Source organism: Novosphingobium terrae (assembly GCF_017163935.1).
In the GTDB taxonomy this organism is placed as follows: domain Bacteria; phylum Pseudomonadota; class Alphaproteobacteria; order Sphingomonadales; family Sphingomonadaceae; genus Novosphingobium; species Novosphingobium terrae.
This window is the reverse complement of the sequence record NZ_JABVZR010000002.1, coordinates 2,015,252-2,041,707: the sequence shown is the minus strand read 5'-3', so window position 1 is coordinate 2,041,707 and position 26,456 is coordinate 2,015,252. Positions and strand designations below refer to the sequence as shown.

At 63.4% G+C, this 26,456-nt stretch carries 24 protein-coding genes; 18 read left to right on the top strand and 6 right to left on the bottom strand.

Annotated elements, in window-relative coordinates:
- The first annotated feature begins 5 nt into the window (after nucleotides 1-5).
- From pabB to HGK27_RS26865, 14 genes are all read left to right on the top strand, one after another.
- On the top strand, nucleotides 6-1,265 hold the full coding sequence (gene pabB, locus HGK27_RS26930; protein ID WP_241127524.1) for an aminodeoxychorismate synthase component I: 1,260 nt from the start codon (nucleotides 6-8) through the stop codon (nucleotides 1,263-1,265).
- On the top strand, nucleotides 1,262-2,683 hold the full coding sequence (locus HGK27_RS26925) for an MFS transporter (RefSeq protein WP_241127521.1): 1,422 nt from the start codon (nucleotides 1,262-1,264) through the stop codon (nucleotides 2,681-2,683). Before pabB ends, HGK27_RS26925 begins: the two co-directional genes overlap by 4 nt.
- On the top strand, nucleotides 2,646-3,998 hold the full coding sequence (locus tag HGK27_RS26920) for a LysR family transcriptional regulator (RefSeq protein ID WP_206243885.1): 1,353 nt from the start codon (nucleotides 2,646-2,648) through the stop codon (nucleotides 3,996-3,998). Before HGK27_RS26925 ends, HGK27_RS26920 begins: the two co-directional genes overlap by 38 nt.
- 405 nt (nucleotides 3,999-4,403) lie before the next feature.
- Nucleotides 4,404-6,317 carry a PrkA family serine protein kinase gene (locus HGK27_RS26915; protein ID WP_241127870.1) on the top strand — a complete coding sequence of 638 codons (1,914 nt, stop codon included), beginning with the start codon at nucleotides 4,404-4,406 and terminating at the stop codon, nucleotides 6,315-6,317.
- Nucleotides 6,318-6,337: 20 nt separating this feature from the next.
- Nucleotides 6,338-7,639: a YeaH/YhbH family protein gene (locus HGK27_RS26910; protein WP_206243883.1), complete on the top strand. Its 1,302-nt coding sequence runs from the start codon at nucleotides 6,338-6,340 to the stop codon at nucleotides 7,637-7,639.
- Complete coding sequence (locus HGK27_RS26905; protein ID WP_206243882.1) at nucleotides 7,639-9,171, top strand: SpoVR family protein; 1,533 nt, start codon at nucleotides 7,639-7,641, stop codon at nucleotides 9,169-9,171. Before HGK27_RS26910 ends, HGK27_RS26905 begins: the two co-directional genes overlap by 1 nt.
- Nucleotides 9,172-9,325: 154 nt before the next feature.
- Nucleotides 9,326-9,532, top strand: a complete 207-nt coding sequence (locus HGK27_RS26900; protein ID WP_206245638.1) for a hypothetical protein — start codon at nucleotides 9,326-9,328, stop codon at nucleotides 9,530-9,532.
- Between the two features lie 76 nt (nucleotides 9,533-9,608).
- On the top strand, nucleotides 9,609-9,746 hold the full coding sequence (locus HGK27_RS26895; RefSeq protein WP_206243881.1) for a hypothetical protein: 138 nt from the start codon (nucleotides 9,609-9,611) through the stop codon (nucleotides 9,744-9,746).
- Nucleotides 9,747-9,798: 52 nt separating this feature from the next.
- Nucleotides 9,799-10,737, top strand: a complete 939-nt coding sequence (locus HGK27_RS26890; RefSeq protein WP_206243880.1) for a LysR family transcriptional regulator — start codon at nucleotides 9,799-9,801, stop codon at nucleotides 10,735-10,737.
- A gap of 126 nt (nucleotides 10,738-10,863) precedes the next feature.
- Entirely contained in the window at nucleotides 10,864-12,000 is a 1,137-nt protein-coding gene (locus HGK27_RS26885) for an alkene reductase (RefSeq protein ID WP_206243879.1), read from the top strand.
- Nucleotides 11,997-13,199: an MFS transporter gene (locus tag HGK27_RS26880; RefSeq protein ID WP_241127518.1), complete on the top strand. Its 1,203-nt coding sequence runs from the start codon at nucleotides 11,997-11,999 to the stop codon at nucleotides 13,197-13,199. The genes HGK27_RS26885 and HGK27_RS26880 overlap by 4 nt, the downstream gene beginning before the upstream one ends.
- A gap of 140 nt (nucleotides 13,200-13,339) precedes the next feature.
- Nucleotides 13,340-13,609 (top strand): hypothetical protein, encoded by a 270-nt coding sequence (locus HGK27_RS26875; protein ID WP_206243878.1) that lies wholly within the window; start codon nucleotides 13,340-13,342, stop codon nucleotides 13,607-13,609.
- Nucleotides 13,610-13,780: 171 nt separating this feature from the next.
- On the top strand, nucleotides 13,781-14,125 hold the full coding sequence (locus HGK27_RS26870) for a PAS domain-containing protein (RefSeq protein ID WP_206243877.1): 345 nt from the start codon (nucleotides 13,781-13,783) through the stop codon (nucleotides 14,123-14,125).
- A 77-nt stretch (nucleotides 14,126-14,202) separates the two neighbouring features.
- Nucleotides 14,203-15,036: an EamA family transporter gene (locus HGK27_RS26865; RefSeq protein ID WP_206243876.1), complete on the top strand. Its 834-nt coding sequence runs from the start codon at nucleotides 14,203-14,205 to the stop codon at nucleotides 15,034-15,036.
- Between the two features lie 26 nt (nucleotides 15,037-15,062).
- On the opposite strand, the gene HGK27_RS26860 is transcribed toward HGK27_RS26865, so the two are convergent.
- On the bottom strand, nucleotides 15,063-15,659 hold the full coding sequence (locus tag HGK27_RS26860; RefSeq protein WP_206243875.1) for a TetR/AcrR family transcriptional regulator: 597 nt from the start codon (nucleotides 15,657-15,659) through the stop codon (nucleotides 15,063-15,065).
- Nucleotides 15,660-15,966: 307 nt separating this feature from the next.
- Here HGK27_RS26860 and HGK27_RS26855 point away from each other — a divergent pair, with 307 nt between their 5' ends.
- The 4 genes from HGK27_RS26855 (at nucleotide 15,967) to HGK27_RS26840 (ending at nucleotide 18,863) form a co-directional block, all read left to right on the top strand.
- Complete coding sequence (locus tag HGK27_RS26855; protein WP_206243874.1) at nucleotides 15,967-16,653, top strand: type 1 glutamine amidotransferase domain-containing protein; 687 nt, start codon at nucleotides 15,967-15,969, stop codon at nucleotides 16,651-16,653.
- An 84-nt stretch (nucleotides 16,654-16,737) separates the two neighbouring features.
- Nucleotides 16,738-16,878 (top strand): hypothetical protein, encoded by a 141-nt coding sequence (locus tag HGK27_RS26850; RefSeq protein ID WP_206243873.1) that lies wholly within the window; start codon nucleotides 16,738-16,740, stop codon nucleotides 16,876-16,878.
- 99 nt (nucleotides 16,879-16,977) lie between these two features.
- Nucleotides 16,978-18,099, top strand: a complete 1,122-nt coding sequence (locus tag HGK27_RS26845; RefSeq protein WP_206243872.1) for an alkene reductase — start codon at nucleotides 16,978-16,980, stop codon at nucleotides 18,097-18,099.
- A 23-nt stretch (nucleotides 18,100-18,122) separates the two neighbouring features.
- The gene (locus tag HGK27_RS26840) at nucleotides 18,123-18,863 is read left to right on the top strand and encodes an SDR family oxidoreductase (RefSeq protein ID WP_206243871.1); all 741 of its coding nucleotides are present in this window, start codon (nucleotides 18,123-18,125) and stop codon (nucleotides 18,861-18,863) included.
- Nucleotides 18,864-18,973: 110 nt separating this feature from the next.
- Here HGK27_RS26840 and HGK27_RS26835 read toward each other — a convergent pair whose 3' ends face one another.
- From HGK27_RS26835 to HGK27_RS26815, 5 genes are all read right to left on the bottom strand, one after another.
- Nucleotides 18,974-22,033 (bottom strand): TonB-dependent receptor domain-containing protein, encoded by a 3,060-nt coding sequence (locus HGK27_RS26835; RefSeq protein ID WP_241127517.1) that lies wholly within the window; start codon nucleotides 22,031-22,033, stop codon nucleotides 18,974-18,976.
- A gap of 682 nt (nucleotides 22,034-22,715) precedes the next feature.
- Nucleotides 22,716-24,173, bottom strand: coding sequence for a TIGR01777 family oxidoreductase (locus HGK27_RS26830; protein ID WP_206243870.1), 1,458 nt, complete (start codon nucleotides 24,171-24,173; stop codon nucleotides 22,716-22,718).
- A complete protein-coding gene (locus HGK27_RS26825) occupies nucleotides 24,170-24,856 on the bottom strand; it encodes a DUF4166 domain-containing protein (protein WP_322099057.1) in 687 nt (228 codons plus the stop codon). The genes HGK27_RS26830 and HGK27_RS26825 overlap by 4 nt, the downstream gene beginning before the upstream one ends.
- A 63-nt stretch (nucleotides 24,857-24,919) precedes the next feature.
- Nucleotides 24,920-25,501: a GbsR/MarR family transcriptional regulator gene (locus HGK27_RS26820; RefSeq protein WP_206243869.1), complete on the bottom strand. Its 582-nt coding sequence runs from the start codon at nucleotides 25,499-25,501 to the stop codon at nucleotides 24,920-24,922.
- 112 nt (nucleotides 25,502-25,613) lie between these two features.
- Entirely contained in the window at nucleotides 25,614-26,444 is an 831-nt protein-coding gene (locus tag HGK27_RS26815) for an NADPH-dependent oxidoreductase (protein WP_206243868.1), read from the bottom strand.
- Nucleotides 26,445-26,456: the final 12 nt, after the last annotated feature.

Below are 26,456 nucleotides of genomic sequence, written 5' to 3'. Positions count from 1 at the left end.
CGCGCTTGAACTCCGGTCAGACCAACCTTCTTTCCCCGGCGAGGAACAATGCGGCGGCGGGCTGGCATGACGTCTGGCGCGGACCGCTTGAAGAGCCCTGCCCGCTCCCCGCGCACGACACAGCCCATGTGATTCTGGATGATGCGCGTGGTGAGGCGGGCGGCCTGCTGTTTCACCGGCCGCATGAGATCGTGGAAGCCCATGCCCTTGAGGAGGTGCACCCGGCGCTGGAACGCATCCGCGATGGTGTGAAGCGCGGTTATCATGCCGCAGGCTATCTGGCCTATGAGGCAGGTTTCGCGCTGGAGCCCCGGCTCACCGGACTGCATCGTGGCGTCTCTGCCCAGCCCATGCTGTGGTTCGGCCTGTTCGACGCGCCAAGCGCGGTACGCTGGCCTTCCCCTGGCCATCCGCCCGGTGCGGCGGCCCGAAAGCTGATCCCGGCCCTCAGCGAAGCGGCCTATCGGCAAAAGGTCCGGGACATTCTGGCGCTGATCGAGGCGGGCGACTGCTATCAGGTCAATCTCACCCATGAGGCCACGCTTGAGGACTACGGCCCGCCTCTGGAACGCTATCTGGCCCTGCGCGGTCTCCAGCAGGCGGGCTGGGGCGGGATGCTCTCGACGGGGGAGACCATGCTGCAATGCTTTTCGCCCGAACTCTTCTTCATGCTGCACGACCAGACCCTTAACACCCGCCCCATGAAGGGCACCGCGCCGCGCGGAGCCGATGCGCAAGAGGATGCACAAATCAGGGAGCGCCTGCGCGCCGATCCCAAGGAGCGCGCGGAAAATCTGATGATCGTGGACCTGCTGCGCAACGATCTATCACGCGTTGCCCGGCCCGGCAGCGTAAAGGTGGACGCACTTTTCGCCATCGAGACCTATCCCACCCTCCATCAGATGACGAGTTCGATCAGCGCCCGCCTGCAGGCCGGATATGACGCGGTGGATGCGATCAAGCGTCTGTTTCCCTGCGGCTCCGTCACCGGGGCCCCCAAGATCCGCGCCATGGAGATCATTGCCGTGCAGGAACAGCGCCATCGGGGCGCCTACACCGGCTCCATGGGCTATATCGCGCCAGACGGCAGCGCCTGCTTCAATGTGATGATCCGCACGCTGGTTTCTGCGGCGCAAGGCGGCCCGATCAGCTTTGGCGTTGGATCGGGGATCGTGCGCGATTCAGATCCCGCCGCCGAATGGGCCGAATGCCATGCCAAGGCGCGCTTCCTCACCGCCCGCCCCTGCTCAGGAACCCGCCGATGAAGAGCGCGCATCCTTCCTATCAACGCGTGGCGCTGATCGTCGCCTGCGCGCTCTTCATGCAGAATCTTGATGCCACGGTGCTGGCCACCGCCCTGCCGACCATGGCGCGCGAATTCGCCGTCTCACCCTCGGAGATCAGCCTGGCCCTGACCGGCTATCTGCTGGCGTTGGCGGTGTTTATCCCCGTCTCCGGCCCCGTGGCCGACCGCTTCGGCGCGCGCCGGACCTTTCAGGCCGCCATTGCCGTCTTCGTGCTGGGATCGGTGGCCTGCGGTTTCGCGCCGGGGCTGCCCGCGCTGGTGGCCGCGCGCTTTCTGCAAGGCATCGGTGGCGCGCTGATGGTGCCGGTGGGGCGGCTGGTGCTGCTGCGCTCGGTCCGCAAGGACGAGATGGTGGCGGCGATGGCCTGGCTCACCATGCCCGCGATGATCGGGCCCATCCTGGGGCCGCCGGTGGGTGGGGCCATTGTCACCTGGCTCGACTGGCGCTGGATTTTCTGGATCAATGTGCCCATGGGCCTGTTGGGGATCGTGCTCATCGGGCGCTATATCGCTGAAACCGGACCCGAAACCGTCACCCCCTTCGATCGCATCGGGTTTATCCTGTGCTCTTTGGCGCTGGCTCCGCTGATCTTCGGCCTTCAGCTTGCCGAGCGGGCCGGCCATGCCACTCAGGCGATAGCGCTGATCGGCTTTGGCCTGCTGGCCACACTGCTCTATGCGCGCCATGCTCGCCGCGCCCCCGCTCCGCTGCTTGACATCACGCTGCTGCGTATCCCGACCTTTCGCCTCTCGGTCATCGGGGGCACGCTGATCCGCATCACGCAAGGCGCCATGCCTTTTCTGATGCCGATGCTGCTGCAACTGACTTTCGGCCTTACGGCGGCGGCCAGCGGCGGGATCACGCTTTCCACCGCGCTGGGGGCCTTCGCCATGAAGGGCGTGGCCCGCCGTGCCTTGCGGCGCTTCGGCTTCCGCAACACGCTCACGGCAATCGGGATCGCAGCGCCGCTGTGCTATGCCATCGCCGGGCTGATCGGGCCGGGCTGGCCGATGTCCGCGATCTTCGCGCTGCTGATGGTCTGCGGCTTTCTGATTTCGCTGCAATTCACCGCTTACAACGCCATCGCCTATGCCGATATTCCGCCCGACCAGATGAGCCGGGCCACCAGCTTCTACGCCACCTTTCAGCAACTGTCCCTGTCTCTGGGGATTTGCGCGGGCGCCGCTGTGCTGGGGCTGGCCATGCGGCTTCGCGGTCATGTTCAGCCCGGCTTCGATGATTTTGCATCCGCGATCTGGACTGTCACCGCTGTGTCCATGCTCGCCATCCTGTCCAATCTGGCCTTCAGTCGCAATGCCGGGGGAGAGTTGAGCGGGCATGTTGCCACGCCTGCGCACAGGCACGGCAGGCACTAGGCCGGCAGGGTTTCGATCAGAGCCAGATGCCCGCGGGGCATACCGAACACACATATGTTGGGAGACGTTAGTCATGGAGATCAGAAACGAACCCCGAGGGACCGCCATCAGCTTCCGTCAACTCAAGCTGTTCGAAAGCGTGGGGCGGCTGCGCAATTTGCGGCGCGGATCGGAGGAATGCAATCTCTCCCAGCCCGCCGTCACCCAGGCCCTGTGCAAGCTGGAACAGCAGTTGGGCAGCCGCCTGCTCGACCGCCGGGCCAGCGGCAGCTATCTCACCGCCGAGGGACAGATCATGCACCGGCGGGTTACCCGCATGTTCAGCATGTTCGAGGAGGCCGTGCGCGAGCTGGATGTCCGGGAAGAGGCTGAAGCAGCGCAGGCCGTCGTCAATCGTCTGTCGCGATCCCAGATCCGCAGCCTGATCTCGGTCATCGATCAGGGATCGTTCAAGGCAGCGGCCTCCGCGCTGGGCATTTCGGAGGCTGCCCTGAAACGCGCTGCGCGAGATCTGGAAAGCAACCTCCAGACGCAAATCTACTTCCGCACCGCCGATGGCCTCATGGTGACGCAGGCCGGGGTTCGCTTCGGGCGCCGGATCAGGCTGGCTTTGCAGGAAATCGACTGGGGACTCAGCGAGATCGGCGATCCCGACGGCAAGGCGGACGGCAAAATCGTGATCGGCGCCCTGCCCTTTGGCGGCAACATGCTCATCGCGTCAGTCCTGGAAGGTTTTCTCGCCAGACATCCTTCGGTCGATTTGCAGATCACCAGCTGCGGCGCGAGCGAAATGATGCGCCGCCTGCGGGAGGGCGATGTCGACCTGGTCATCGGCCTCATTCAGGAAACAAGCGCCGATGATTTCTCCCATCAGATGCTGATCGAGACGCCCTATAAAATCGCCGCGCGCCGCCATCATCCCCTGACCCGATTGCAGGCTGTCGGGCTTGAGACCCTTGCACATTTCGACTGGGTCGTGGGGGATGAAGGGTCCAATCGGCGCGCCTGCTTCGACATGCTGTTTGCCGGACATGACAAACCCGCCACGCCGATTGCCACCTCGGCCACAAATGTGATCCGCCATCTTCTGTGCGGCAGTGACCGCCTCACCCTGATGACCTCCTACGAACTGTCCCATCATGGTCAAGCGCTGGTCAGTGTGCCTTTCGCCGCACTGTCTCCGGCACCGGCGCTGGGCATCACCAGCCGCGCGGGCTGGATGCCAACGCAGTTGCACGAGGATTTCATTGCATTGCTGCGGTCCCATGCCATGCTTTCCACGTTTTCCTCGACAGATGGCGGCTGTCTCCAATGAGGTCTGGGTTCATTTGGGGGATGGTTCAAAAGGGCCAGGCAGGCTGAGCCGCACATAGGCCACCGGACCGCCTTCCTGTGAGCACGACTCCGGCGGCAAGAAATCCTCTGGCCCCATAGCGGGATGGGGGTAACGACAGCGATTGGCTGCGATCGCACCGATAAGCCAACACCAGTCTGCGACGGACGCAGCATGGCGCAAAACACTCGAACTCGACGGGCTGAGCCGGTGCTGAGCGCTCACATCATCCAATTTTGCGCTGCAACAACTTCATGACGCAAATATCTGATCGGAATGCCACGATCCACTGGTCAACGCCTCCGAAAAGGCATACATTGTTATTCGTTGACGGACACTTTTGGTGGGAGTCGATCATTGGCTGACAGCGATCTGTTTTCCGATTTCATGCGGAAATTCGACGAGCGACGCCAGTTGGAAATATCGCTGGAAGATTACCTCATCGGGTGCCGCAAAGACCCGCTGATGTACGCCACCGCGCCGGAACGGCTGCTGGCCGCCATTGGCGAACCGCAGATCGTGGATACGGCGCAGGATCAGCGGCTCGGCCGGATCTTCATGAACCGGACCATCCGCCTCTACCCCAGCTTCACCAGCTTCTATGGCATGGAACAGACGATCGAGCAGATCGTCGCCTTCCTGCGCCACGCCTCGCAGGGGCTTGAGGAGCGCAAGCAGATTCTCTACCTGCTCGGCCCGGTGGGCGGCGGCAAATCCTCGCTGGCCGAGCGGCTCAAGGCGCTGATGGAGCAATATCCCATCTACGCCCTCAAGGCCAATGACGAGATCAGCCCGATCTTCGAAAGCCCGCTCGCCCTGTTCGACGCCGAACTCCATGGCGCGACGATCGAGGACAAATACGGCATTCCCCGGCGGCGCCTGACCGGGCTGGTCAGCCCGTGGTGCCGCAAACGGCTCGACGAGTTCGGCGGCGACATCTCGAAATTCAAGGTGGTCCGGCTGATGCCGTCGCGCATGCGCCAGATCGCGATCTCCAAGACCGAGCCGGGCGACGAAAACAACCAGGACATCTCCTCGCTGGTCGGCAAGGTCGATATCCGCAAGCTGGAGATGCTCTCGCAGAACGATCCCGATGCCTATAGCTATTCGGGCGGCCTCAACCGCGCGAACCAGGGCATTCTCGAATTCGTCGAGATGTTCAAGGCGCCGATCAAGATGCTCCACCCGCTGCTTACCGCAACGCAGGAAGGCAATTACATCGGCACGGAAAACATCGGGGCGATCCCGTTTTCCGGCGTGATCATGGCCCATTCCAACGAAAGCGAATGGCAGAACTTCAAGAACAACAAGAACAACGAAGCCTTCATCGACCGCATCTTCGTGATCAAGGTGCCCTATTGCCTGCGCGTCACGGAAGAGCGGCTGGTTTATGAAAAGCTTCTGCGCGAATCCGAGCTGTCCTCGGCGGCCTGTGCCCCGGGAACGCTCGACATGCTTGCGCGGTTCTGCGTTCTCACCCGCATGCGCGAGCATGAAAACTCCAACCTCTATTCCAAGATGCGGGTCTATGACGGCGAAATGCTGCGCGAGATCGACCCGCGGGCGAAGAGCCTGCAGGAATACAAGGATGCGGCAGGCGTGGACGAGGGCATGTCCGGCATCTCGACCCGCTTCGCCTTCAAGGCGCTCTCGGCCACCTTCAACCACGACACCAACGAGATCGCCGCCGATCCGGTCCACCTGATGTATGTGCTTGAACGGATGATCCGGCAGGAGCAGTTCCCGTCCGACAATGAGGCGCGCTACCTCGAACTCGTGAAGGGCGAGTTGGCGCCACGCTATGCCGACTTCATCGGCAATGAGGTCCAGAAGGCCTATCTCGAAAGCTACCTCGACTATGGCCAGAATCTGTTCGACCGTTATGTCGCCTATGCCGATGCGTGGATCGAGGATCTTGACTTCAAGGACCCCGACACCGGGCAGTTGCTCAACCGCGAGGTGATCGACCGGGAGCTGTCGAAAACGGAAAAGCCCGCCGGAATCGCCAATCCCAAGGACTTCCGCAACGAGGTGGTCAAGTTCGCCCTGCGGACACGGGCCTCCAATGAGGGCCGCAACCCCTCCTGGACCTCCTATGAAAAGATCCGTGAAGTCATCGAGAAACGCATGTTCAGCCAGGTCGAGGACCTGCTTCCGGTGATCAGCTTCGGCTCCAAGAAAGACGGCGACAGCGCAAAGAAACACACCGAGTTCGTCGAGCGGATGGTCTCGCGCGGTTATACGGAACGGCAGGTCCACCGGCTTGTCGAATGGTACGTCAGGGTCAAGCAGGCAGGGTGATGGAGGCGCGATAGGCCTATATGTATATCATCGACCGACGTCTGAATCCCGCGGGCAAGAGCCTGGTCAATCGCCAGCGCTTCCTGCGCAGGGCCAAGGCGGCGGTGCAGCAGGCCGTGCGCGACAGTCTCAAGGATCGCAGCATCAAGGACCTCGACAGGGAAGGCCAGATCAGCATCCCGCGCGGCGGCATCAGCGAGCCTACCCTGCGCCGTGCATCCCACGGCGGGGACCGCGAAAGGATCTTTCCGGGCAACAGAGATTATCTTGAAGGCGACCGGATAGCCCGCCCCAGCGGCGGCTCCGGCAGCGGATCGCAGGCGGGCAGCGGTGATGGCGAGGACCAGTTCAACTTCGTCCTGTCGCGCGAGGAATTCCTCGAACTGTTCCTTGACGATCTGGAACTGCCGGATCTCGCCAAGCGCAAGCTGACCGGCGAGGATTCGAGCACCTTGCGCCGCGCGGGTTATACCACGGTCGGCTCGCCCGCGAACCTTTCGGTGCAACGCACGATGCAGAAAGCGATGTCGCGGCGCCTCGCCCTGCGTCGGCCCAGTTCCGGCGAGCTGGCGCGGATCGAGGAGGAGATCGCACAGCTTGAAGCCCGCGACCTGCTCGGGAACAGCGATACAAAGCGGCTGGAAGAGCTGCGAAAGGAGCGGGAGCGGCTCCTGCGCCGTCGCGCGCTGATCTCCTACATCGATCCGGTCGACTTGCGCTATCGCCGCTTCGAGACCGTGCCAAAGCCGATCAGCCAGGCCGTGATGTTCTGCCTGATGGATGTCTCGGGATCGATGACCGAGCATATGAAGGATCTCGCCAAGCGGTTCTTCGCGCTGCTCCACCTGTTCCTGACACGGTGCTACCAGCACGTCGATGTCGTCTTCATCCACCACACCGACCGCGCCGCCGAAGTGGATGAGCAGACCTTCTTCCACAGCACCGTGTCGGGCGGGACGCTGGTCTCAAGCGCATTGGAGGAATTGCTGGCGGTGGTGGCCGAGCGCTACCGCCCCGAAGACTGGAACATCTACGTCGCGCAGGCGTCGGACGGCGACAACATGAGGCACGACAATCTGAAGACGGTCAGCCTGCTCAAGGACGAGATTCTCCCGATCACCCAATACTTCGCCTATATCGAGGTCGGCCCTGAGGAGCAGCCGATGACCAGAACCGAAAGCGACCTTTGGGCCGCCTACGAAGGGCTGACAGCTGCCCATCGGCACTTCGCGATGCGCAAGGTCAACCACCGGCGCGAGATTTACCCGGTGCTGCGTGAGCTTTTCCGGAAGCGCGGCGCACTGGACCCGCTGGACGCCTGATGCTGGAGCGCGTCTCCTTGCCCCTGTTCAAGGGAAGCGATTGGGACTTCGCGCTGATCCAGCGCATCTACGATGCGGTCGAGTCGATCGCACTCGGCGATCTGAAACTTGAGGTCTATCCCAACCAGATCGAGATCATCAGCGCCGAGCAGATGCTCGATGCCTATTCGTCGACCGGTATGCCGCTGTTTTACAAGCACTGGTCGTTCGGCAAGCAGTTCGCCGCCAACGAAATGCTCTATCGCAAGGGGCTGCGCGGCCTCGCCTATGAGCTGGTGATCAATTCGGCCCCCTGCATCAGCTACATCATGCAGGAAAACAGCGCGACGCTGCAGACGCTGGTGATCGCGCATGCCGCATTCGGGCATAACCACTTCTTCAGGAACAATTATGCCTTCCGGCAATGGACCGATGCCGAGGGTATCCTCGACTATCTGGAATTCGCCAAGAGCTTCATTGCAAGCTGCGAAGAGCGTTATGGCCAGCAGGCGGTCGAGCGGCTGCTGGATGGCGCCCATGCCCTGATGCATCAGGGCGTCCATCGCCATCCCCGGGTGCGCGCGCGCGACCTCAAGGCCGAGGCGGCGCGCGAGGTTCAGCGTCAGGCCTATCGCGACCAGATTTACGACGATCTCTGGCGCACCCTGCCAACCGGGCCCAAGGCGCCCGAGGTGAAGGCCGACGAACGCCGTAAAGCGCTCAACCTGCCGCAGGAGAACATCCTCTATTTCCTTGAAAAGACCGGGCCGCGGCTTGAGCCATGGCAGCGCGAAATCCTGCGGATCGTCCGGCTGATCGCCCAGTACTTCTACCCCCAGCGCCAGACCAAGGTGATGAACGAAGGCTGCGCCACCTGGTGCCACTATCAGATCATGACCAAACTTCACGAACGCGGCTTCATCACCGACGGTTCGTTCCTCGAATTTCTCCAGTCACACACCAACGTCGTTTATCAGCCCAGCTACGACTCCCCGCACTTCAATGGCTTCAATCCCTACGCGCTTGGCTTCGGGATCATGGAAGACATCGTGCGGATCAGTGAAACCCCGACCGACGAGGACCGTGAGTGGTTCCCCGATTTCGCCGGCAAGGGCGACGGCATCGGCGTTCTCAAGGATGTCTGGGCGAATTACCGCGACGAGAGCTTCATCGCCCAGTTCCTCAGCCCCCGCATGATCCGTCACTGGCGGTTGTTCCGGGTCACCGACAAGCAGTCCGAGTCCAAGCTGAGCGTCGCTGCGATCCACGACGAACGCGGCTATCGCCGGATTCGCCGCGCGCTGGCACGCGAATATGACGTCGGGCGGCAGGAGCCGGACATCCAGATCGTCGATGTCGACCTTGCTGGCGACCGTGCGCTGGTGCTGGAACACCTCGTCGCTGACGGCATGCTGCTCGATGAGAATGACACGAAGATGGTCTTGCAAAACCTCGCCAATCTGTGGGGCTACGAGGTGCGCCTCAGCGAACTCAACGCCGCCGACCGCAAGTTGCTCAAGACCCACATCCGGCAACCACAGCTTCAGGCGTGATGCCTGTATCCGTGCTGGTCGAATCCCATTTCAATCCCGCGACAGCCGTGGTATTCTTTCGGGCGCAAAAGGGCCAGCTCCCCGGTCTTTGGCTGTCGTCCACCTTTGGAAGAGTTTGACAATATTCGGGAAGCATGGGTTAGGAGTTTATCCCATGACACATTCGGACAATCGGTCGGATTGCTTCGAAAGGGCGCAGATGCACGATAGACTTGCCGCCTCGACCAACGACTCGGCAGCGCGTCAGATGCATCAGGCGATGGCTGCCGAATTCAGACGCCGCGCCACGCAGCCCGGCAGCGAAGATATGCCGCAGCCATCGGCGCACGGACCGCTGCTGGAGATGTCAGCGCCGGGCTAAAATCGGGCCAACCAGCGACAGTTCTGAAGAAATGGCCGATCCAGCTGAGGCAAGCGGCCTAGCTGGGTCGTTCAACGTGGCCAAACGCACAGGCACGCCCGATGCAGTGGCCCATCTGGTAGCCCTTCTGATAGGCCCGGATGGAGCCCTGACCACCGGCAGCGCCTCTGTGATCGACGGCGGCACCACCGCCACCTTCCGGCACGGCACCTAGAGCCCCGGCACCAAAGCTTGGCTTCACCCCCACGCGCGCTATGAGGGTGAGCATGGATATGTTCGCAGCGCTCGGGGCCTTTGTGGCCGTGGTGGAGGAAGGCGGTTTTGCGCCCGCCGCGCGCCGGGCCGGGCAAGCGGCCTCCTCCTTCACGCGCCATGTCGATGCGCTGGAGGCGGCGCTGGGCGTCACGCTGCTCAACCGCTCCACAAGACGCGTCTCGCTGACCACGGCGGGCGAGGCCTATTATCCGCAGGCCACCCGCCTGCTGGCCGATCTTGCCGAAGCCAACCGCAGCATCCGCGAGCGTGACGGACCTCCCCGCGGCCTGCTGCGCGTCAGCCTGCCCGCCTCCTTTGCCCGCTTGCATGTCACGCCCTTCCTGCCGCGTTTCATGGCCGAATATCCCGCCATCGAACTGGATCTGCTGATGAGCGATGCGGTGGTCAATCTGGTCGAGCAGCGGATCGATGTCGCGGTGCGGCTGGGCGTGCTCGATTCCTCCAGCCTGATCGCTCGGCGGCTGGCACCGCATCGCCGGATCACCTGCGCCAGCCCCGCCTATCTGGCGCAGCATGGCACGCCCGCCACGCCTCAGGATCTGGCCAATCATGCCTGCCTGACCTTCGCCTTTGCCGATGGCGAAAGGCGCTGGCGCTTCACGCAGGGCGAGCGCGTCGAACAGATCCGCGTCAAAGGCCCCCTCCGCGCCAACCAGGCCGAGGCGCTGAAGGAAGCCGCCCTTGCCGGTTTCGGGCTGGTGACGCTGCCCACATGGCTGGTGGGCGAGGACATCGCGCAGGGCACACTGCGCCCGGTCCTGACAGCTTGGCAGGCCGAGATCGGGCGCCCCGGCCTGACCCCGACAGCGGAGGGCGGCATCCACGCCCTCTACCTGCCCGACCGCAAGGGTTCGGCGAAAGTGCGCGCCTTTGTCGATTTTCTGGCGGCGCGTTTCGGCACGCCACCCTATTGGGACCGCGCGCTTTGATCTTTGCGCAATCTGCAAAGATTATCACGATAATAAGCCGATTATCATACAATCCAAAGCGGGGCAGATGATGCACATCAACCCGGACGCCGCCCCGCAAGGCCCCGTCCCAACGGAGTGCCCCTCATGTCTGATCTGCTTTTCGCCCCCACCCGCATCGGCGCACTCGATCTGCCCAGCCGGATCGTCATGGCACCGCTCACCCGCTCGCGCGCCGCTGCGGGGAATGTGCCCTCTCCGCTGGCCATCGAATATTATCGGCAGCGCGCCTCCGCCGCGCTGATCATCACCGAGGCCACCCAGATTTCCCAGCAGGGACAGGGCTATGCCTGGACCCCCGGCATCCACACGCAGGCCCAGATCGAAGGCTGGGCCAAGGTGGCCGATGCCGTGCATCAGGAAGGCGGACGCATCGCCATGCAGCTCTGGCATGTAGGCCGCGTCTCGCACACGGTTTTCCAGCCGGGCGGCGCCCGCCCCGTGGCCCCCACTGCCATGCCGGTGCCCGCCAAAGCCTTTATCCCGGGCGAGAACGGCCAGGGCGTCTATGCCGACATTCCCGAGCCGCAGGCGCTGACCATCGCCGGCATTCAGCTGATCGTGGCCGATTATGTGCAGGCCGCGCGCAATGCCATCGCCGCCGGGCTGGATGCGGTGGAAATCCACGCCGCCAATGGCTATCTGCTCGACCAGTTCCTCAACAGCGCCAGCAACTGGCGCACCGATCGCTACGGCGGCGCCCCTGAAAACCGCGCCCGCCTGCTGCTGGAGGTGGTCGACGCCGTCAGCGCCGCCATCGGCAGCCAGCGTGTGGGCTTGCGCCTTTCCCCTATGGGCAAGTCCTTCGGCATGGATGAGGCCGATCCCGAAGCGCTGTTCCACCATGTGATCGCCGAACTGGACAAGCGCGATCTGGCTTATCTCCATCTGGTCGAACCCACGGTGAAAGGCCGCGAAATCGCCACCGAAACCGATCCGCGCGCGCAGGCCCTGATGCGTGACATCCGCGCCGCCTTTTCCGGCCCGATCATTCTGGCGGGCGGTTACACGCACTGGAATGCCGAGCAGGCGCTGGCCGATGGTCGCGGCGATCTGATCGCCTTTGGCCGCCCCTTTCTGGCCAATCCCGACCTGCCCGAAAGGCTGCGCCTCGACGCCCCGCTGAATGAAGGCGATCCGGCCAGCTTCTTCGGCGGCGATGCGCGTGGCTACACCGATTATCCCACGCTGGCGCAACTGGCCGAACGCACGGTGACAGCATGAACGCCCCCGCAACGCAGCCCCTGCGCTCGGGCCTGACCATCATCATGGCGGCCACCACCGGTCTGGCGGTGGCCAACATCTACTACAACCAGCCGATGCTGGGCCTGATCGAAGGCGATCTGCCCGGCACCGCCGCCCGCTTCGTGCCCACCATCACACAGCTGGGCTATGCGCTGGGCCTGTTCCTGCTGGTGCCGCTGGGCGATCTTGTCGAGCGGCGGCGGCTGATCGTGGCGCAGTTCCTCACGCTGGCCGTGGCGCTGGCGGGGGCGGCGCTGGCGCCCTCGGGATCGGCGCTGCTGCTGGGTTCGCTGGCGGTCGGGGCACTGGCCACGGTGGCGCAGCAGATCGTACCGCTGGCCGCGCATATGGCCCCGCCCGCCCGGCGCGGCGCGGTGATCGGCAAGGTGATGGCCGGGCTGCTGCTGGGCATTCTGCTCAGCCGCACGCTGGCGGGCTTTGTGGCGCAGCAGGCCGGATGGCGCAGCATGTTCTGGCTGGGCGTGCCGCTGGCGATCGTGGCGGGCGGCGTGCTGCAGGCAGCCCTGCCTCATTCCCGCCCGGAGAAAGGGCCGTCCTATCCTGCATTGCTCGGTTCGCTGTGGCATCTGTGGCGCGATCTGCCGGTGCTGCGCCGCTCCACCCTGACACAGGCCCTGCTTTTTGCCGCCTTCAGCGCTTTCTGGAGCATTCTGGCGCTTTATGTGCAGCAATTGGGCCATGGCTCTTCGGTGGCGGGCATGTTCGGCATCGTGGGCGCGGCGGGTGTTTTCGCGGCACCTCTGGCAGGCCATCTGGCCGACCGGCGCGGGCCGGGCGCCGCCATCACGGCCGGCACGATCCTGACCATTCTGGGCTGGGCCATCGCTGGCCTGTCGCATGGGCTGGCGGGGCTGGCGATCGGCTGCATCGTGCTGGATCTGGCGGTGCAGGGCGCGCTGATCTCGCACCAGCATAGCGTCTATGCGCTGCGGCCCGAGGCCCGCGCCCGGCTCAACACGCTGTTTATGGGCGGCATGTTTCTGGGCGGAGCGCTGGGATCGGCACTGGCGATGACCGTCTGGCAGGCGGCGGGATGGCATGGTGTGGGAATGCTGGGCGGCAGCCTCGCCACGCTGGCCTTGCTGCTCCATCTGTTCCATCGAACGGAAGCTCGCCCTGACGTTTCAGCATCCGCCCCAAGGACAAAACCGGCCTGATCCGCCAAAAACGCGGGGGTAAAACGCGCTGCGCGCCAATATCTCCTCCCCCAAGATGAACATATAAAATCAACAGAGCCACGCCCCGTTCAATCGACTCCTCCTAGAGCTGATCACAGAACTTCGATGGAGTAAGGGACATGCGCAAGATCATCACGGCAGCTGTGATGGCTGCAACTCTTTTCGGAACGCTGGGCATGGCTTCGAGTGCAAGCGCCCAGGAATGGGGCCCGCGCCATGGCTGGGAAGCCCGTTACGGCGACGGCTGGCACCGGGACGGATATCGCGATGGCTACCGCGATGGTGGCTATTGGCAGGCCCGCCGCGACTGGCACTGGCGCCACGAGCAGGAGCGCCGCTATTGGGACATGCGCCATGACGACCGCTGTCGCTGGGACCGCTGCTGGTAATCCGGCAGGCTGCACAGCATTTTGATGGCGGTCCGAGACTCCCCGCTGTCAAAAGAGGGGTCAGCGCCGGCAGTCGCTGGCCCCTCACCTTTACGCCGGGGCCCAATCTTCTGATCGCATCCGGCACCTGAATTCGCTTCTCCGCCCCGCCGTTTCGGCTATCACTCGGGCATGGGAGAGAACGCATCCGTCCGCAACCGCTATCGGGCCCTGTTCGACAGGCTCGATGAAGGGGTCTGCTTTATCGAGAAGCTACCCCTGCGCGGCGATGGCCTGCGCAATTACCGCTATGTCGCGATGAACCGGGCGATGCTGACGATGTTCGGCATTCCCGATCTGAGCGGCCAGACCATCCGCGACAATTTCCCCGACGAAGCCGAAAGCTGGTATGACGATTACGACCGGGTGCTGGGCACCGGCGAGCCGATCCGCTTTCAGCGCCGCTTCAGGACACGCAGGTCCTCACCAAGCCCTTCGATGTGGAAACCCTCTCCGGCAAGGTGCAAAAGCTGCTGACTGACTGATGCGCGAGGCCCGCCCTGCCACAGGATGGTAAGGAGACAACCGCGCCTCAAGCTTCTAGGAGGCGCTGCATGAGCCTGACCGTCTTTGCCATCGTGCTGCTGGGTGCGATCCTTCACGCCTCCTGGAATGCCATCGTGAAGCGGGGCGGCGACACGCTGCTGACGACCATTCTCGTGACGGCATCGGCGGCCCTGATCGCGGCGGCGGCCTTGCCGTTTCTGCCGCCCCCCGCGCGGGCGAGCTGGCCGTTCATCGCCGCATCGACCATCCTGCAGATCGGCTATTTCGTGCTGGTGGCGCGCACCTACCGCATTGCCGATATGAGCCTTGCCTATCCGCTGATGCGCGGAACGGCGCCGCTGCTGGTCGCGCTGGCCAGCCTCACGCTGATGGGCGAGCCTTTGTCGCGCGCCGCATGGCTGGGCGTGGCGATCATCTGCATGGGCATCCTCAGCATGGCGCGGGCCGCCCGCCATGCGAGCAGAGCGGGCATCGTTATGGCGCTGGGCAATGCGATCGTCATCGCCGGCTATACGCTGATCGACGCGATCGGCGTGCGGCGTTCAGGCGCGCCACCCGCTTACACCTTGTGGATCTTCCTGCTGACAGGGATGGTTCTGGCAGGCTGGGCTCTGACCATGCAGCGGCGCAACCTTTTGTATTACGCCCGCCAGAACTGGGCGCTGGGATTGGTCGGCGGAGTCGGCACAGCCGGGTCCTATGGTCTGGCGCTCTGGGCGATGACGGTGGCGCCCGTGGCCGTGGTGGCGGCCCTGCGCGAGACCTCGATCCTGTTCGGTGTCGCCATCGCGGCGCTGCTGCTGCGCGAGCATGTCAGCAGGGCCAAGCTCATCGGCGTGGGCATCATCGCGCTCGGGGCAGCCGTGCTGCGGCTGGCGTAACCGCTGCCCCGCAGGCAGGGAGGGGGTTAGCGGGTCGCCATGCCCAGCGCCAGACGCGTGGCCGCCATGGCCTTTTCGAAAGGATCATGCGTGCGGACAATCTTGACCATCACGCTGGCACCCAGCCACTGGTAATAGAGCGTCGCCGCCAGATCCGCAGCATTGCTCTGTACCCGCAGCGAGCCATCCGCCGCGCCGGCCTCGATCATGATCTGCATCCGCCCGATGATGCCGTTGGTGCCCGCTTTGAGCGCAAGCCGCATCGGCTCCGACAGGTCGGACACCTCCGCCCCCAGCTTGACCGCCAGACAGCGGCCCTGACAGTCAAAAGCGCCCTGATTTTCGCACCAATTGGCGAAATAGAGCATCAGCCGTTCCGCGCCGGTCAGGCCGGGCTTGGCCAGAATGGCATCGATCCCGGCGAGATAGTCGTCGAAATAGGCATCCAGCAGCGCCTCGCCAAAGGCATCCTTGGATTTGAAATAATGGTAGAAGGAGCCCTTGGGCACCCCCGCCTCGGCCAGGATTTCGGTCAGGCCGACGCCGGAAAAGCCCTTGCGGCTCATGATCGTCTGCCCTGTCGCCAGAATGACGCTGCGTGTATCCTTTTCCATCACCGACATGATCGCAACCTTTCTTGCGCGCCCTCATAGACCAGTCGGCTCAAAAAGGGAAGCGTGAGGAGATCCATCGCCATAATCCAGAAATTCATGGACCTTGAAGGACGCTTCCTCCGGATATCGGGCAAAATCCGACCATGAGAAATTTTACTAGACGACCGGTCTATATAGGGCTATCTGAGTCGCTGTCGGCAGCGCTGCCGCGATCGCATGGCGAAAGCGACAGCGCCGATCGACCCGAATTACAAGACGACTAGTCTAATATATTCCAACGCCACCCCCCACAGCACAGACAGCAAGGAGTTCTGACATGAAAATCCTGATGGTTCTCACCTCGCATGACACGCTCGGCAACACGGGCCGCAAGACCGGCTTCTGGATCGAGGAACTGGCCGCCCCCTATTACGCCTTCCAGGATGCCGGGGCGCAGATCACGCTGGCCTCGCCCAAGGGCGGCCAGCCCCCGCTTGATCCCAAGAGCAACGAACCCGCCTTCCAGACCGACGACACCCGCCGTTTCGAGGCCGATCCCGCCGCCACCGCGCAATTGGCCAGCACGCTGCGCCTTGCCGATGTCGATCAGGGCGATTTCGATGCGGTCTTCTATCCCGGCGGCCATGGCCCGCTGTGGGATCTGGCCGAGGACACCACCTCCATCGCGTTGATCGAAGCCTTTCTGGCCGCGGGCAAGCCCACCGCGCTGGTCTGCCATGCTCCGGGCGTGCTGCGCCATGTGAAGACCCCCGAAGGCCGCCCGCTGGTCGAGGGCAAGCGCGTCACCGGCTTCACCAACAGCGAGGAAGAGGCCGTGGGCCTGACCGAGGTGGTCCCCTTTCTCGTCGAGGATGAGCTGAAGGCCAAGGGCGGCATCTTCTCGCGCGGGCCGGACTGGGGCTCCTATGTGCTTCAGGACGGGCTGCTCATCACCGGCCAGAACCCCGGCTCCTCCTTTGCCGCGGCCCGCGCACTGGTCGATGCGCTGACCATCAAGGCCTGAGCGCCCGGCCCGATCCCGATGGCCTCACACCATCGGGATCAGCGGCCCCGGCATGCGCGCCGACGCCCATCCCCAAGGAGAAGGATGATGGCTCTCCTGCAGCGCTGGCTCGGCATACTGATCGCCGGACAGCCCTTCTATCCGGACGAAATCACGGCGCTCCGCATGGCACTGGAAGGTTTTGGCGGCTGGTGGCCCAGCCTCCATCGCCCCCGTCGCGATTAATCCCCCACCCGCTCGCACCGCAACTCCGCCCAAACCATGGCCGGAGCGTGCCTTGTCGCGCCTGCATAACGCGCGCCTTTCGCAAAGGATCTGCATCCCATGAAGGACAGCCTGCTCTTTTCCCCCACCCGCCTTGGCCGACACACCTTGCCCAACCGCATGGTCCTGCCCCCGCTGACCCGCCAGCGCGCCGCCACCGGCGATGTGCCGACCGACTTGATGGCCCAATATTACGCCCAGCGCGCCAGCGCCGGCTTCATGATCAGCGAGGGCGCCCAGATCGAGCCGCGCGGTCAGGGCTATGCCTGGACGCCCGGCCTCTACAGCGCCGAGCAGATCGCAGGCTGGCGCAAGGTGACCGATGCCGTCCATGCGCAGAGCGGCGTGATCTTCGCGCAACTGTGGCATGTGGGGCGCGTGTCCCATGCGCTGCTGCAGCCCGGACAGCAGGCCCCGGTGGCCCCCTCCGCGCTTCAGGCGCAGAAGGTGAAGGCCTTTGTCGAGACCGGCCCCGGCACCGGCGAACTGGTCGCCCCCACGGCGCCCCGCGCGCTGACCATCGCCGAAATCGCCGAACTGGTGGAGCTTTATGCGCAGGCCGCGCGCAATGCCATCGAAGCCGGTTTCGACGGCGTCGAGATCCACGCGGCCAACGGCTATCTGGTCAACCAGTTTATCTCGGCCCATGCCAACACGCGCAGCGATGCCTATGGCGGCTCGCTCGACAAGCGCCTGCGCTTCCTGCGTGAGGTCGTCGAGGCTGTCGCGCAAGCCGTCGGGCCGGATCGTTTAGGGGTGCGCTTCACACCGCTGTTCGAAAGCACCGATCAGGACCGCGTCTATATCGGGCTGGTCGAGGACGATCCGCATCACACCTATATCGAGGCGATCAAAGTGCTGGAGCAGGCAGGCGTCGCCTATCTCTCTATCGCCGAGGCCGATTGGGATCAGGCGCCGGACCTGCCCCTCTCCTTCCGCCGCGCCGTGCGCGCCAGCTTCAGCGGGCGCATCCTCTATGCCGGGCGCTACACCGCCGAGCGGGCCGATGCGCTGCTTTCCACCGGGCTGGCCGATCTGGTGGCTTTCGGCCGCAGCTTTATCGCCAATCCCGATCTGCCCGCGCGCATCGCCCATGGCTGGCCGCTCAACCCGCTGCGCGCCGAGACGCTGTACGGCGGCGGCGCGGAAGGGCTGACCGATTACCCCGTCTACACCGCTTAAGCTCGCTCGAAAGGACACACATCATGACACAGGGCATTGAAAACAAGGTCATCCTCATCACCGGAGGCAACGGCGGCCTTGGCGCCGAAACCGCGCGACTGCTGGCCGCGCGCGGCGCGAAAGTGGCCATCGCGGCGCGCCGCAAGGACCGGCTGGACGAGGTCGCCGCGCAAATCGCCCGGCAAGGCGGCACAGTGCGCAGCTACGCGCTGGACGTGACCGACAAGGCGCAGGTCGAGGCGGTGGTGGCCGGGGTCGTCGCCGATTTCGGGCGGATCGATGTGCTGATCAACAATGCCGGGCTGATGCCAATCCGCCCCATGGCCGAGGTCAACACCGATGAGTGGGACGCGATGATCGACGTCAACCTCAAGGGCACACTCTATGGCATTGCGGCGGTGCTGCCGCGCTTTCTGGCGCAGAATGCGGGCCATATCATCAATCTGAGTTCGGTGGCGGGCATCAAGGTCTTCGCGCCGGGCGGTACGGTCTATTCGGGCACCAAATTCGCCGTCAGCGCGATTTCCGAAGGGTTGCGTCAGGAGGTGGGCGACAAGATCCGTGTCACCTCGATCGAGCCGGGCGCGGTGGAAAGCGACCTGAAGCTGGGCACCTCCGGCACGGCGGCGCAGACGGTGCTTGAGTTCTACAAGCAGGCCATTCCGGCCAGTTCGGTCGCCCACGCCATCGCCTTTGCGGTGGAGCAGCCGGAGGATGTGGACATCAACCAGATCGTCATCCGCCCCACCGCCCAGACCTTCTGACCCGGAAGGTCAGATCTGCTGGATCGGCCGCAGATGATCAATCTCCGCAGCTTCTGGAAGCTGCGGAGATATGACGCGGAAACAACAAGTGAGGTATAACCCTTGCGTTTTTAGAATTTCACGCTGGCGTTCACGCGGAAGTAGCGACCCATGATGGCATCGTAATACCGCGCTTCATAGCTCGACTCGGAAAAGATGGAATAGGGGAACGGCAGCCCACGATTGAACACATTGTTGACGATGAAACGGAAATTGACATTCTTCGAAACATCCACCCCGAGCGACGTGTTGAACGTCACATAGGAATGAACGGTGGGATACTGATAGGCCGAAGGATCGACATTGGGATCGACCTTCGAGGACCCGTAATAGATGCCCTGAACCATCCAGTTGAACGACTTGCGCGTATAGTTCGCAGTTGCCGTGAAAGTGTTCGCAGGATTGCGCGAGGCACCGACCACCTGCTGCAAGTCACCCGAACCAACGCGATAGTAATGCCGGAAGGTGTGCAGATAATTGACGTTCAGATCCAGCACACCCGCCGACGTGGGCAGACCAAGGCGTTCCAGCGGCAGATTGTATTTCAGATTGCCCTGCAAGGCCCGGAAAGCTTCCTGACCGATGTTGTAATTGCCTTCCTCAAAAGAGGTGACCTGCCCGGTGCTGTCACGTGTGAACGTCTTGCAGAAGGGGCTGGACGACGAGGAATCATAGCAGGCCGACATCAGATCGGTCAGGCTGAGCGTCGCGATTTCATTGCCGATATCGATGTTGATATAGTCAACGCTAAGCTCCAGCCCACGCAACACATGCGGCTGCAGCACGGCGCCCAGCGTCCAGCTGTTGGCGGTTTCATTCTGCAAATTCGGATTGCCGCCCGATGTGCCCTTCGCCGTGTAATCCACCACATTCGAGGTGAAAGGCTGAGTGATCCCGGCAGCGGCGCAATTGGCCTTGCGCGCAGCAGGATTGTTGCCCGCATTGATGTAGCGCGCGTCGCAAGGATCATTGGCGGTATCGAACACCGAGCCGGTTGGCGCGAAGAGTTCGGTAATCGCCGGCGAACGGAAGGAACGCGTGAAATTACCGCGAATGGTCAAACCCTTGACCGGAGCATAGGTGCCGCCCGCCGTATAGGAGGTAAAGCCCCCCGTCAGGCTATGATTGACGTAACGCACCGCCGCATTGATATCCAGACTCGAAATAAAGGGAATATCATTGTCCGGAGAAATAATCGGCGCATTCAACTCGCCGAAGACTTCATTGGTGTGGAACTTGCCGCCCACAGGCGTAATCGGGATCGTATTGCCATATTGCACCCGGCTGCCATCGGCCTGCAATTCGCCCGCATAGAATGCGCCCGGATCGAAGGCCGAGCTTTCGCGGCGATACTCATAGCCCACCACGCCCTTGGCATAGCCGCCGGGCAGCTTGATCAGGTCCCCCTTCACATCGGCCTGTACATCCAGCTGGGTGTTGACCTGATGCGTCTGGGCGATGGCCGTGACGTAATTGATCGCCTGCTGGCTGGCATTGCCATAACCAAAGATGTCAAGCGGCGCGCAGGTGCTGCTGAGTGTGGGATAGCTGGCATTGGCATAGCCCGGAGCGCAGGCAATCTGGCCGCTGCTGTTGGTCACAGCATTGAGCGCATTGTAGAAATTCTGGGTCACCAGCTCACGCGAGGTCGTCGTGGAGGTCGAGCGGCCATAATTGACGGTCACATCCCAGTCGAACTTGCGCTCACCCACGCCGAAATCGCCATTCAGCCCGCCCACCACGCGCACCAGATCTGTGCGCGTGCGGAAGGAACCCGTGGCCAGATCGGTGTTGGCGCGTGCCAGATAGAACGTATCTGTCGGCATGCCATTGGCGGCCAGATTGCTGATGATCGTCTGGCGGTCAGCCGCGCTCAGATAGGGGTTGGCCGTGCTGAGCGCCAGATTGCCGTTGGTCTCCCCCGCGGCTGCGAAAAGCGCGGTGTTGTAATAGGGCTGAGCGGCCAGATTGGTGCCGAAGTTGCGGCCCAGCCAGAACTCACCGCTGAAATGGATGTGGTCGGTGAAGTCATAATGGCCCAGCAGTGTGCCCTGGATGCGCTGCGTATCGGCCAGGAAGTTGTCGTAATTGGCGATGGCAAAGCCACTGCCGCCCGCCTGATAGAGCCCGCTGCCCGTCAACTGTCCGTTGGTGAAGGGCGTCAACTGCCCGCTGTTGTTGAAATACAGCACCTGACCCGCAGCATTGGTGATCCCGGCATAGGCCTGCCCGGCATAGATCGGAACATCATCGGCAAAGGCCGGGATGCCGGTGTTGGTGAAGGTGTTGTAGTTCTTGCCGCCATAATAGAGCTGATGCGTATAGCTCTTGCCTGCGGTGGCCGTACCGGAGAAGGGCGATGTTCCGCCGATCAGGCTGGAGCGGTCAGCATTGGTCAGGCCGACCTGACGGTCATAATAGACGCTGACGGTAATATTGCCGCGTCCATCGGCAAAATTCTTGCCTGCCAGCAGGGATACGTTGGAATCCTGCGCATCACCATGGCCGGAAATGCCCTGCGAAGCATTGATCGCCAGACCCTGATAGTTCTTCTTCAGGATGACATTGACGGTGCCCGCAATGGCATCCGAACCATAGATCGGCGCGCCGCCCACTGAGACGACCTCGATACGATCCACCAGACCGGGCGCAATCTGCGAGAGATCGACCGGCGAACCCGCGACGGGCCCGAAAATCGAGCCACTGGCCGGGCTGACAAAACGGTTGCCATTGACCAGCGTCAGCGTGCGTTGCGAGCCAAGGTCATAGAGATTGGCAAAGGTCTGCCCCGCGCTGAAGGAGCCTTGCCCACCCACCGGGCCATTCCCCGGCACACCAAAGGCGGGCTGATCGAGCAGCGCCATGCCCAGATTGGTAAAGCCACGCTTGCCAATGTCCTCACCCGTCACGCGCGTGATCGGCTGGGCTGTGATGACGGCGGTGGCGATGCGCGATCCGGTCACGACGATGGTGTTGGCCTCGGCCTTGTCATCATCGGCGGGTGCTGGCGCATCGGAGGGAGTTTTGGCCGTCTGCGCCATGGCCATGCCCGCAGGCATCAGGCTGCAGAATGCCACGCCGAGCAACAGGCTCATCTGGACGCAACGCGCCCCTTGTTTGGGTTCTCTCATGATCAGGTCCCTGTTGTTGGTCGCCTGATGTGCCCCCAAGCGACCGTTGCTTCTGATCGCCTTTGCAGACGACTGCTGACAATAATGTAAGTAAGCCTTGGCCTGTCAACCCCCTGATTTGAAGCAACCTATGGAGAGCGCTTGGTATTTTGAAAATAAATATCGCGCTCCGTGTCGGTTTTAACCAAGATTTTGGCGAGGGAAATGGTTAAGGAACCGCACTTGTCCGCGGTCCCTGAAGGTTGAGGAAACCTTAATATCCGCAGGCACTTTGGCCATCAGCCTGACGCGCATAAACGGTTGAATGGCCTTTGCATAAGCGCGAAATCATGAGCATCGCGACATGGTCAAGGCGCTGTCGGTTAGACCGCTGCATTGTCAAGCAGCGCTGGCGCCACCACCGGTGAACGGCTTGTGTGTTCTGGATGACCTCTCCGCAGGCCGCTGAGCAGATTGCGTAACAGCAAGCCGCACATGAACTCATCGGTCACGAGGGTTATAACTTGCCGTTGCCCGGTGCAGCTTCACCGATCATCCTTGCCACTGAAGGTGACGCCTGTTCTGTTGTCAGCCAGCGCCCGGGCCGTTCGAAAGGACCTCGTGATGCGTGTATCGCGACGGATGGTCAGGTCTGATCGGCACCGCCTGAAGGATTTATGCCATATCCTCAGCCTGCGCACCGTCATCCTGCTTCCTGTGTGCCGACAATCTCCTGCATTGCCGCATCAATCGTCGCGTAACGGAATCGGAAGCCGCTTGTCAGCGCCGCTTGCGGCACCACACGCTGGCCGGAAAGCAGCAGCTCCTCGGCAAAATCCCCCAGCACCAGCCGCAGCGGCCAGGCCGGTATGGGGATCAGCGCCGGGCGGTGCAAGGCTGCGGCCAGAGCCTGCGTGAACCGGCGGTTGGTGACGGGCTCGGGGGCGGTGGCGTTGAGCGGGCCGCGAAGCTCCGGCGTGGCGATCGCATGGATGATCAGGCGCACCATATCGTCGCGATGAATCCAGCTCATCCAGTGGCGGCCCGTGCCGAAGCGCCCGCCCAGCCCGAATTCGAACGGCATGAGCAGCCGCGCCAGCATCCCGCCCTCGCGGTCCAGCACCAGACCGGTGCGCAGCAGCACGGTGCGAACGCCCAGCGCTTCGGCCTTCAACGCCGCCTTTTCCCAGCGCGCGCAGATCTCATGCGAGAAGCAGGGTCTGGCATCGCTGGCTTCGGTCAGCACCTCATCGCCGCGCAGCCCATACCAGCCCATCGCCGAGCCGTTGACCAGCACCGGCTTGCGTTCCAGCCTTGCGATCAGCCGCAGCACATCACGCGTGACCGTCAGGCGCGAGCGCAGGATGCGCTGGCGCTTGGCGCGGGTCCATGGGCTGTCCGAAATGGGCTCGCCGGCCAGATTGACGATGGCATCGATGCGTGCCGTGTCGGCGATCTCCTCCAGATCGGTGACGATGCGGAGGGGGAAGCCCTCAGCCAGACGCAAGGCCTTGGCACGGTTGCGGCTCAGCACGGTGACCTCATGCCCGGCGCTGGCCAGAGCCGCCACCAGCCGCGCGCCGATAAAGCCCGTGCCGCCCGTCACCAGCACCGACTGGCGCCCCGCCAGATCCGCGCAAAGCCACGCCGGATCGGGCCGCACCAGCCTGTCGCAACGGCGCGCCGCCGCCAGATCGCGTAGGCCCGAGACGATCACGCCCACAGCAGCCAAAGCACAAAACACGCTGATCCAGCCATAACACACCGGCACCAGAGCGGTGGGTGCCGCGCCCAGATGCCACAGCCATGGCACCAGCAGCGCCAGGATCACGCCGTAATTGAGCGTCAGCAGCGTATGCAGCACACGCTCGGTAGCAGGCAGATGGCGGCTGCGGTCCTCCTCGACGAAATCCCACAGGGTGATGACCAGCTCGCCCGCCATCAGCGCGATCAGCGCCATGGCGAAAAACCCGCGCGGCTCGCTCCAGCCCAGCGCGGCGAAGAGCAGCGCATAGGCCAGATTGCGGACACCATGCAGCCGCAATTCGGTCTTTTGCGAGGGGCGCCAGGCCAGCCTTTCGGTGCCCTCATGGTGATAGAGCGTGTCCGATCCGCCCATGGCCATCTGGACGAAGACGAAGAACCAGAGCGTTGCAGTCATGCGAGGTCTCCCGCTTGAGTCTGATCGTGGAACAGGCTGGTCTGGCGCATCAGCTCGCCCAGCAGGCGGTGGCGCAGCGCCAGTGTGAAGGTAAAGGCACCAGCGCCCCGGTCGAGATGGTCGATGGTGAGATGACCCGGGGCCAGCAGGCGGGGCAACTTCAGCCTCAGCCGCCCCAGACGCAGGAAATAATGGTCGCTGGCAAAGCGTATGCCCTGATCTTCGGCACTGACGGTCAGGGCGATGCCGAAGCCAAGACCGAGATATTCCTCAAGCCCGGTCGGCCCGGCAAAGCGCTTGGCCGAATGGATCACCTGCGGAAAGCCCTGCCTGCGGGCATAGAGCCGGGTCCAGACCTGCCCGCCGCTGGCACCATCCTCGGTCACGCTGACCACCGCGGCCAGATCGCCGCCGCGCTCCAGCGGCAGCGGCGCGCCGATCAGGCGGCAGGCCTGAGCCAGCAACCATCCGGCGATGCTCATGCGGCAGTCCAGCACCTGCCCGGCATAGCTGGCCGATTGCCCGGGGCCGAGCCTCTTGCCGAAGCGTTGCTGTACCGTGTCAGGCAGGCAATCCCAGGCCCGTGCCCCCAGCAATTGGCGGAAACGCAGGTCTGCCAGAGGTGCAGCATGGCGGGGGCCTGTCGGCATGGGGGTGGTGATGGAGCGCAGGGTCATGCTCATCTTGCCGTCCTCCTGAATGATTAGATATTTCTGTAGAAAGAGAAATCACGGGACAAATGAAGGTCAGCCCCCTCCGCCCTGCGACGCATCCTTGCGGCCGACGAATTTGAGCAGATGGATCACCTTGGAGCCCAGCTTGATCAGCCGCATGATCTGCGCGGGGGGCACATGCAGCATCTGATTGTACCAGCCATCCACCGTGGTGACGAACTCATGCATGTTGTGCAGCCGTTCACGCACGGTGGCGCTGATCTTCGGGTCATCGACATGCTCCATCGCAGCATGCAGCGCGGTGACCATCGGGTCGATCTCGCGCTGCTTGCGGCCTTGGGCCACCTTGCTGGCCATCTGCCACATGTCGGCTTCGGCGACATAGTGATCGCGGCGGTCGCCCAGCACGGGCACGCGCATCACCAGCTTCCAATTGAGCAGTTCCTTCAAACTGTTCGACACGTTGGAACGCGCCATGCCCAGCTTCTCGGAAATATCCTCAGCCGTCAGCGGGCGTTCGGAGAGCAGCAACAGCGCCTGAATCTGCGCCACCGAGCGGTTGACGCCCCATTGCCCACCCAGATCGCCCCAGTGCAGCACAAAGGCTTCCACAGCAGCGGGCAGCTTATCCGACTCGTTTGCAATTTCTGTCATGACAGAAATATCGGACAGAGCGCGCAGCTTGTCAAGCACGCTTCATGTCATCACCCGCCCGCATGGCTTCCGCTTTCGGGCCCGGATAAGATGGTCAAAACCAGATCAACCTTCACGCAAGCGCGAAACCCAGCCGGTGAAGCGCATCACGCAAGGTATCGCGACCCTGCAAAGCCTCGGCACCGCGCAGCCGGTGCGCCACGATGGCGCTCCAGTCACCTTCGGGCAGGCCCTGCTCGCGCTGGAAAGCACGCAGATGACGGTTATAGGCTGCAACGGCCTGCCCCGTGCCGCCATAGGTTTCGCGAAACAGCACCGCCTCCTGCGGCAGGCGCGGCTTGACGCTGGAGGGTCGCCCGGCATCGGGATGGCCGATGGCGAGGCCGAAGAGAGCAAAGCTCTGCGGTGGCAGTCCGAGCTCCTGCGCCACATCCTCAGGCCGGTTGCGGATGCCGCCGATATAGACCGCGCCCAGCCCCAGCGATTCCAGCGCGACAACCGCATTCTGCGCCGCCAGCGAGGTATCCACCGCGCCCAGCAGAAAGCTTTCCAGATAGGTCAGTGCCTGCGCCGGCTGCCCCTCGGCCTGACCGATGCCCTCCAGCCGATGGAGGTCGATCAGCCACACCAGAAAAAGGGGAGCCTCCACAATATGCTGCTGGTTCCCGGCGAAGGCCGCGAGCCGGGCCTTGCGCTCCGGATCGCTGACCGCGATCACGCTCCAGGGCTGAAGGTTGGAGGAGGTCGAGGCCGATTGCGCCGCCGCCACGATCAGTTCCAGCACGCCGTCGGCCAGCGGATCGGGGCGAAAGGCGCGCACCGAGCGATGCGAGAGCAGCGTATCCAGCGTCTCGTTCCATGCCGCCGGTGCGGGCTGTTCCTGCCGATAGCGGGCGGCCAATCGGGCCTGACCCGGGATGTGGGCAAGCGGGGCGTGAGTCACGGCGTCTCCTTT

Excerpts from the sequence above, each read along its gene's own strand:
- HGK27_RS26925 (WP_241127521.1), top strand. The coding sequence starts at position 1,262 with ATGAAGAGCGCGCATCCTTCCTATCAACGCGTGGCGCTGATCGTCGCC.
- HGK27_RS26920 (WP_206243885.1), top strand. The coding sequence starts at position 2,646 with ATGTTGCCACGCCTGCGCACAGGCACGGCAGGCACTAGGCCGGCAGGG.
- HGK27_RS26915 (WP_241127870.1), top strand. The coding sequence starts at position 4,404 with ATGCGGAAATTCGACGAGCGACGCCAGTTGGAAATATCGCTGGAAGAT.
- HGK27_RS26910 (WP_206243883.1), top strand. The coding sequence starts at position 6,338 with ATGTATATCATCGACCGACGTCTGAATCCCGCGGGCAAGAGCCTGGTC.
- HGK27_RS26905 (WP_206243882.1), top strand. The coding sequence starts at position 7,639 with ATGCTGGAGCGCGTCTCCTTGCCCCTGTTCAAGGGAAGCGATTGGGAC.
- HGK27_RS26900 (WP_206245638.1), top strand. The coding sequence starts at position 9,326 with ATGACACATTCGGACAATCGGTCGGATTGCTTCGAAAGGGCGCAGATG.
- HGK27_RS26890 (WP_206243880.1), top strand. The coding sequence starts at position 9,799 with ATGGATATGTTCGCAGCGCTCGGGGCCTTTGTGGCCGTGGTGGAGGAA.
- HGK27_RS26885 (WP_206243879.1), top strand. The coding sequence starts at position 10,864 with ATGTCTGATCTGCTTTTCGCCCCCACCCGCATCGGCGCACTCGATCTG.
- HGK27_RS26880 (WP_241127518.1), top strand. The coding sequence starts at position 11,997 with ATGAACGCCCCCGCAACGCAGCCCCTGCGCTCGGGCCTGACCATCATC.
- HGK27_RS26875 (WP_206243878.1), top strand. The coding sequence starts at position 13,340 with ATGCGCAAGATCATCACGGCAGCTGTGATGGCTGCAACTCTTTTCGGA.
- HGK27_RS26870 (WP_206243877.1), top strand. The coding sequence starts at position 13,781 with ATGGGAGAGAACGCATCCGTCCGCAACCGCTATCGGGCCCTGTTCGAC.
- HGK27_RS26865 (WP_206243876.1), top strand. The coding sequence starts at position 14,203 with ATGAGCCTGACCGTCTTTGCCATCGTGCTGCTGGGTGCGATCCTTCAC.
- HGK27_RS26860 (WP_206243875.1), bottom strand. The coding sequence starts at position 15,659 with ATGTCGGTGATGGAAAAGGATACACGCAGCGTCATTCTGGCGACAGGG.
- HGK27_RS26855 (WP_206243874.1), top strand. The coding sequence starts at position 15,967 with ATGAAAATCCTGATGGTTCTCACCTCGCATGACACGCTCGGCAACACG.
- HGK27_RS26850 (WP_206243873.1), top strand. The coding sequence starts at position 16,738 with ATGATGGCTCTCCTGCAGCGCTGGCTCGGCATACTGATCGCCGGACAG.
- HGK27_RS26845 (WP_206243872.1), top strand. The coding sequence starts at position 16,978 with ATGAAGGACAGCCTGCTCTTTTCCCCCACCCGCCTTGGCCGACACACC.
- HGK27_RS26840 (WP_206243871.1), top strand. The coding sequence starts at position 18,123 with ATGACACAGGGCATTGAAAACAAGGTCATCCTCATCACCGGAGGCAAC.
- HGK27_RS26835 (WP_241127517.1), bottom strand. The coding sequence starts at position 22,033 with ATGAGAGAACCCAAACAAGGGGCGCGTTGCGTCCAGATGAGCCTGTTG.
- HGK27_RS26830 (WP_206243870.1), bottom strand. The coding sequence starts at position 24,173 with ATGACTGCAACGCTCTGGTTCTTCGTCTTCGTCCAGATGGCCATGGGC.
- HGK27_RS26825 (WP_322099057.1), bottom strand. The coding sequence starts at position 24,856 with ATGAGCATGACCCTGCGCTCCATCACCACCCCCATGCCGACAGGCCCC.
- HGK27_RS26820 (WP_206243869.1), bottom strand. The coding sequence starts at position 25,501 with ATGACAGAAATTGCAAACGAGTCGGATAAGCTGCCCGCTGCTGTGGAA.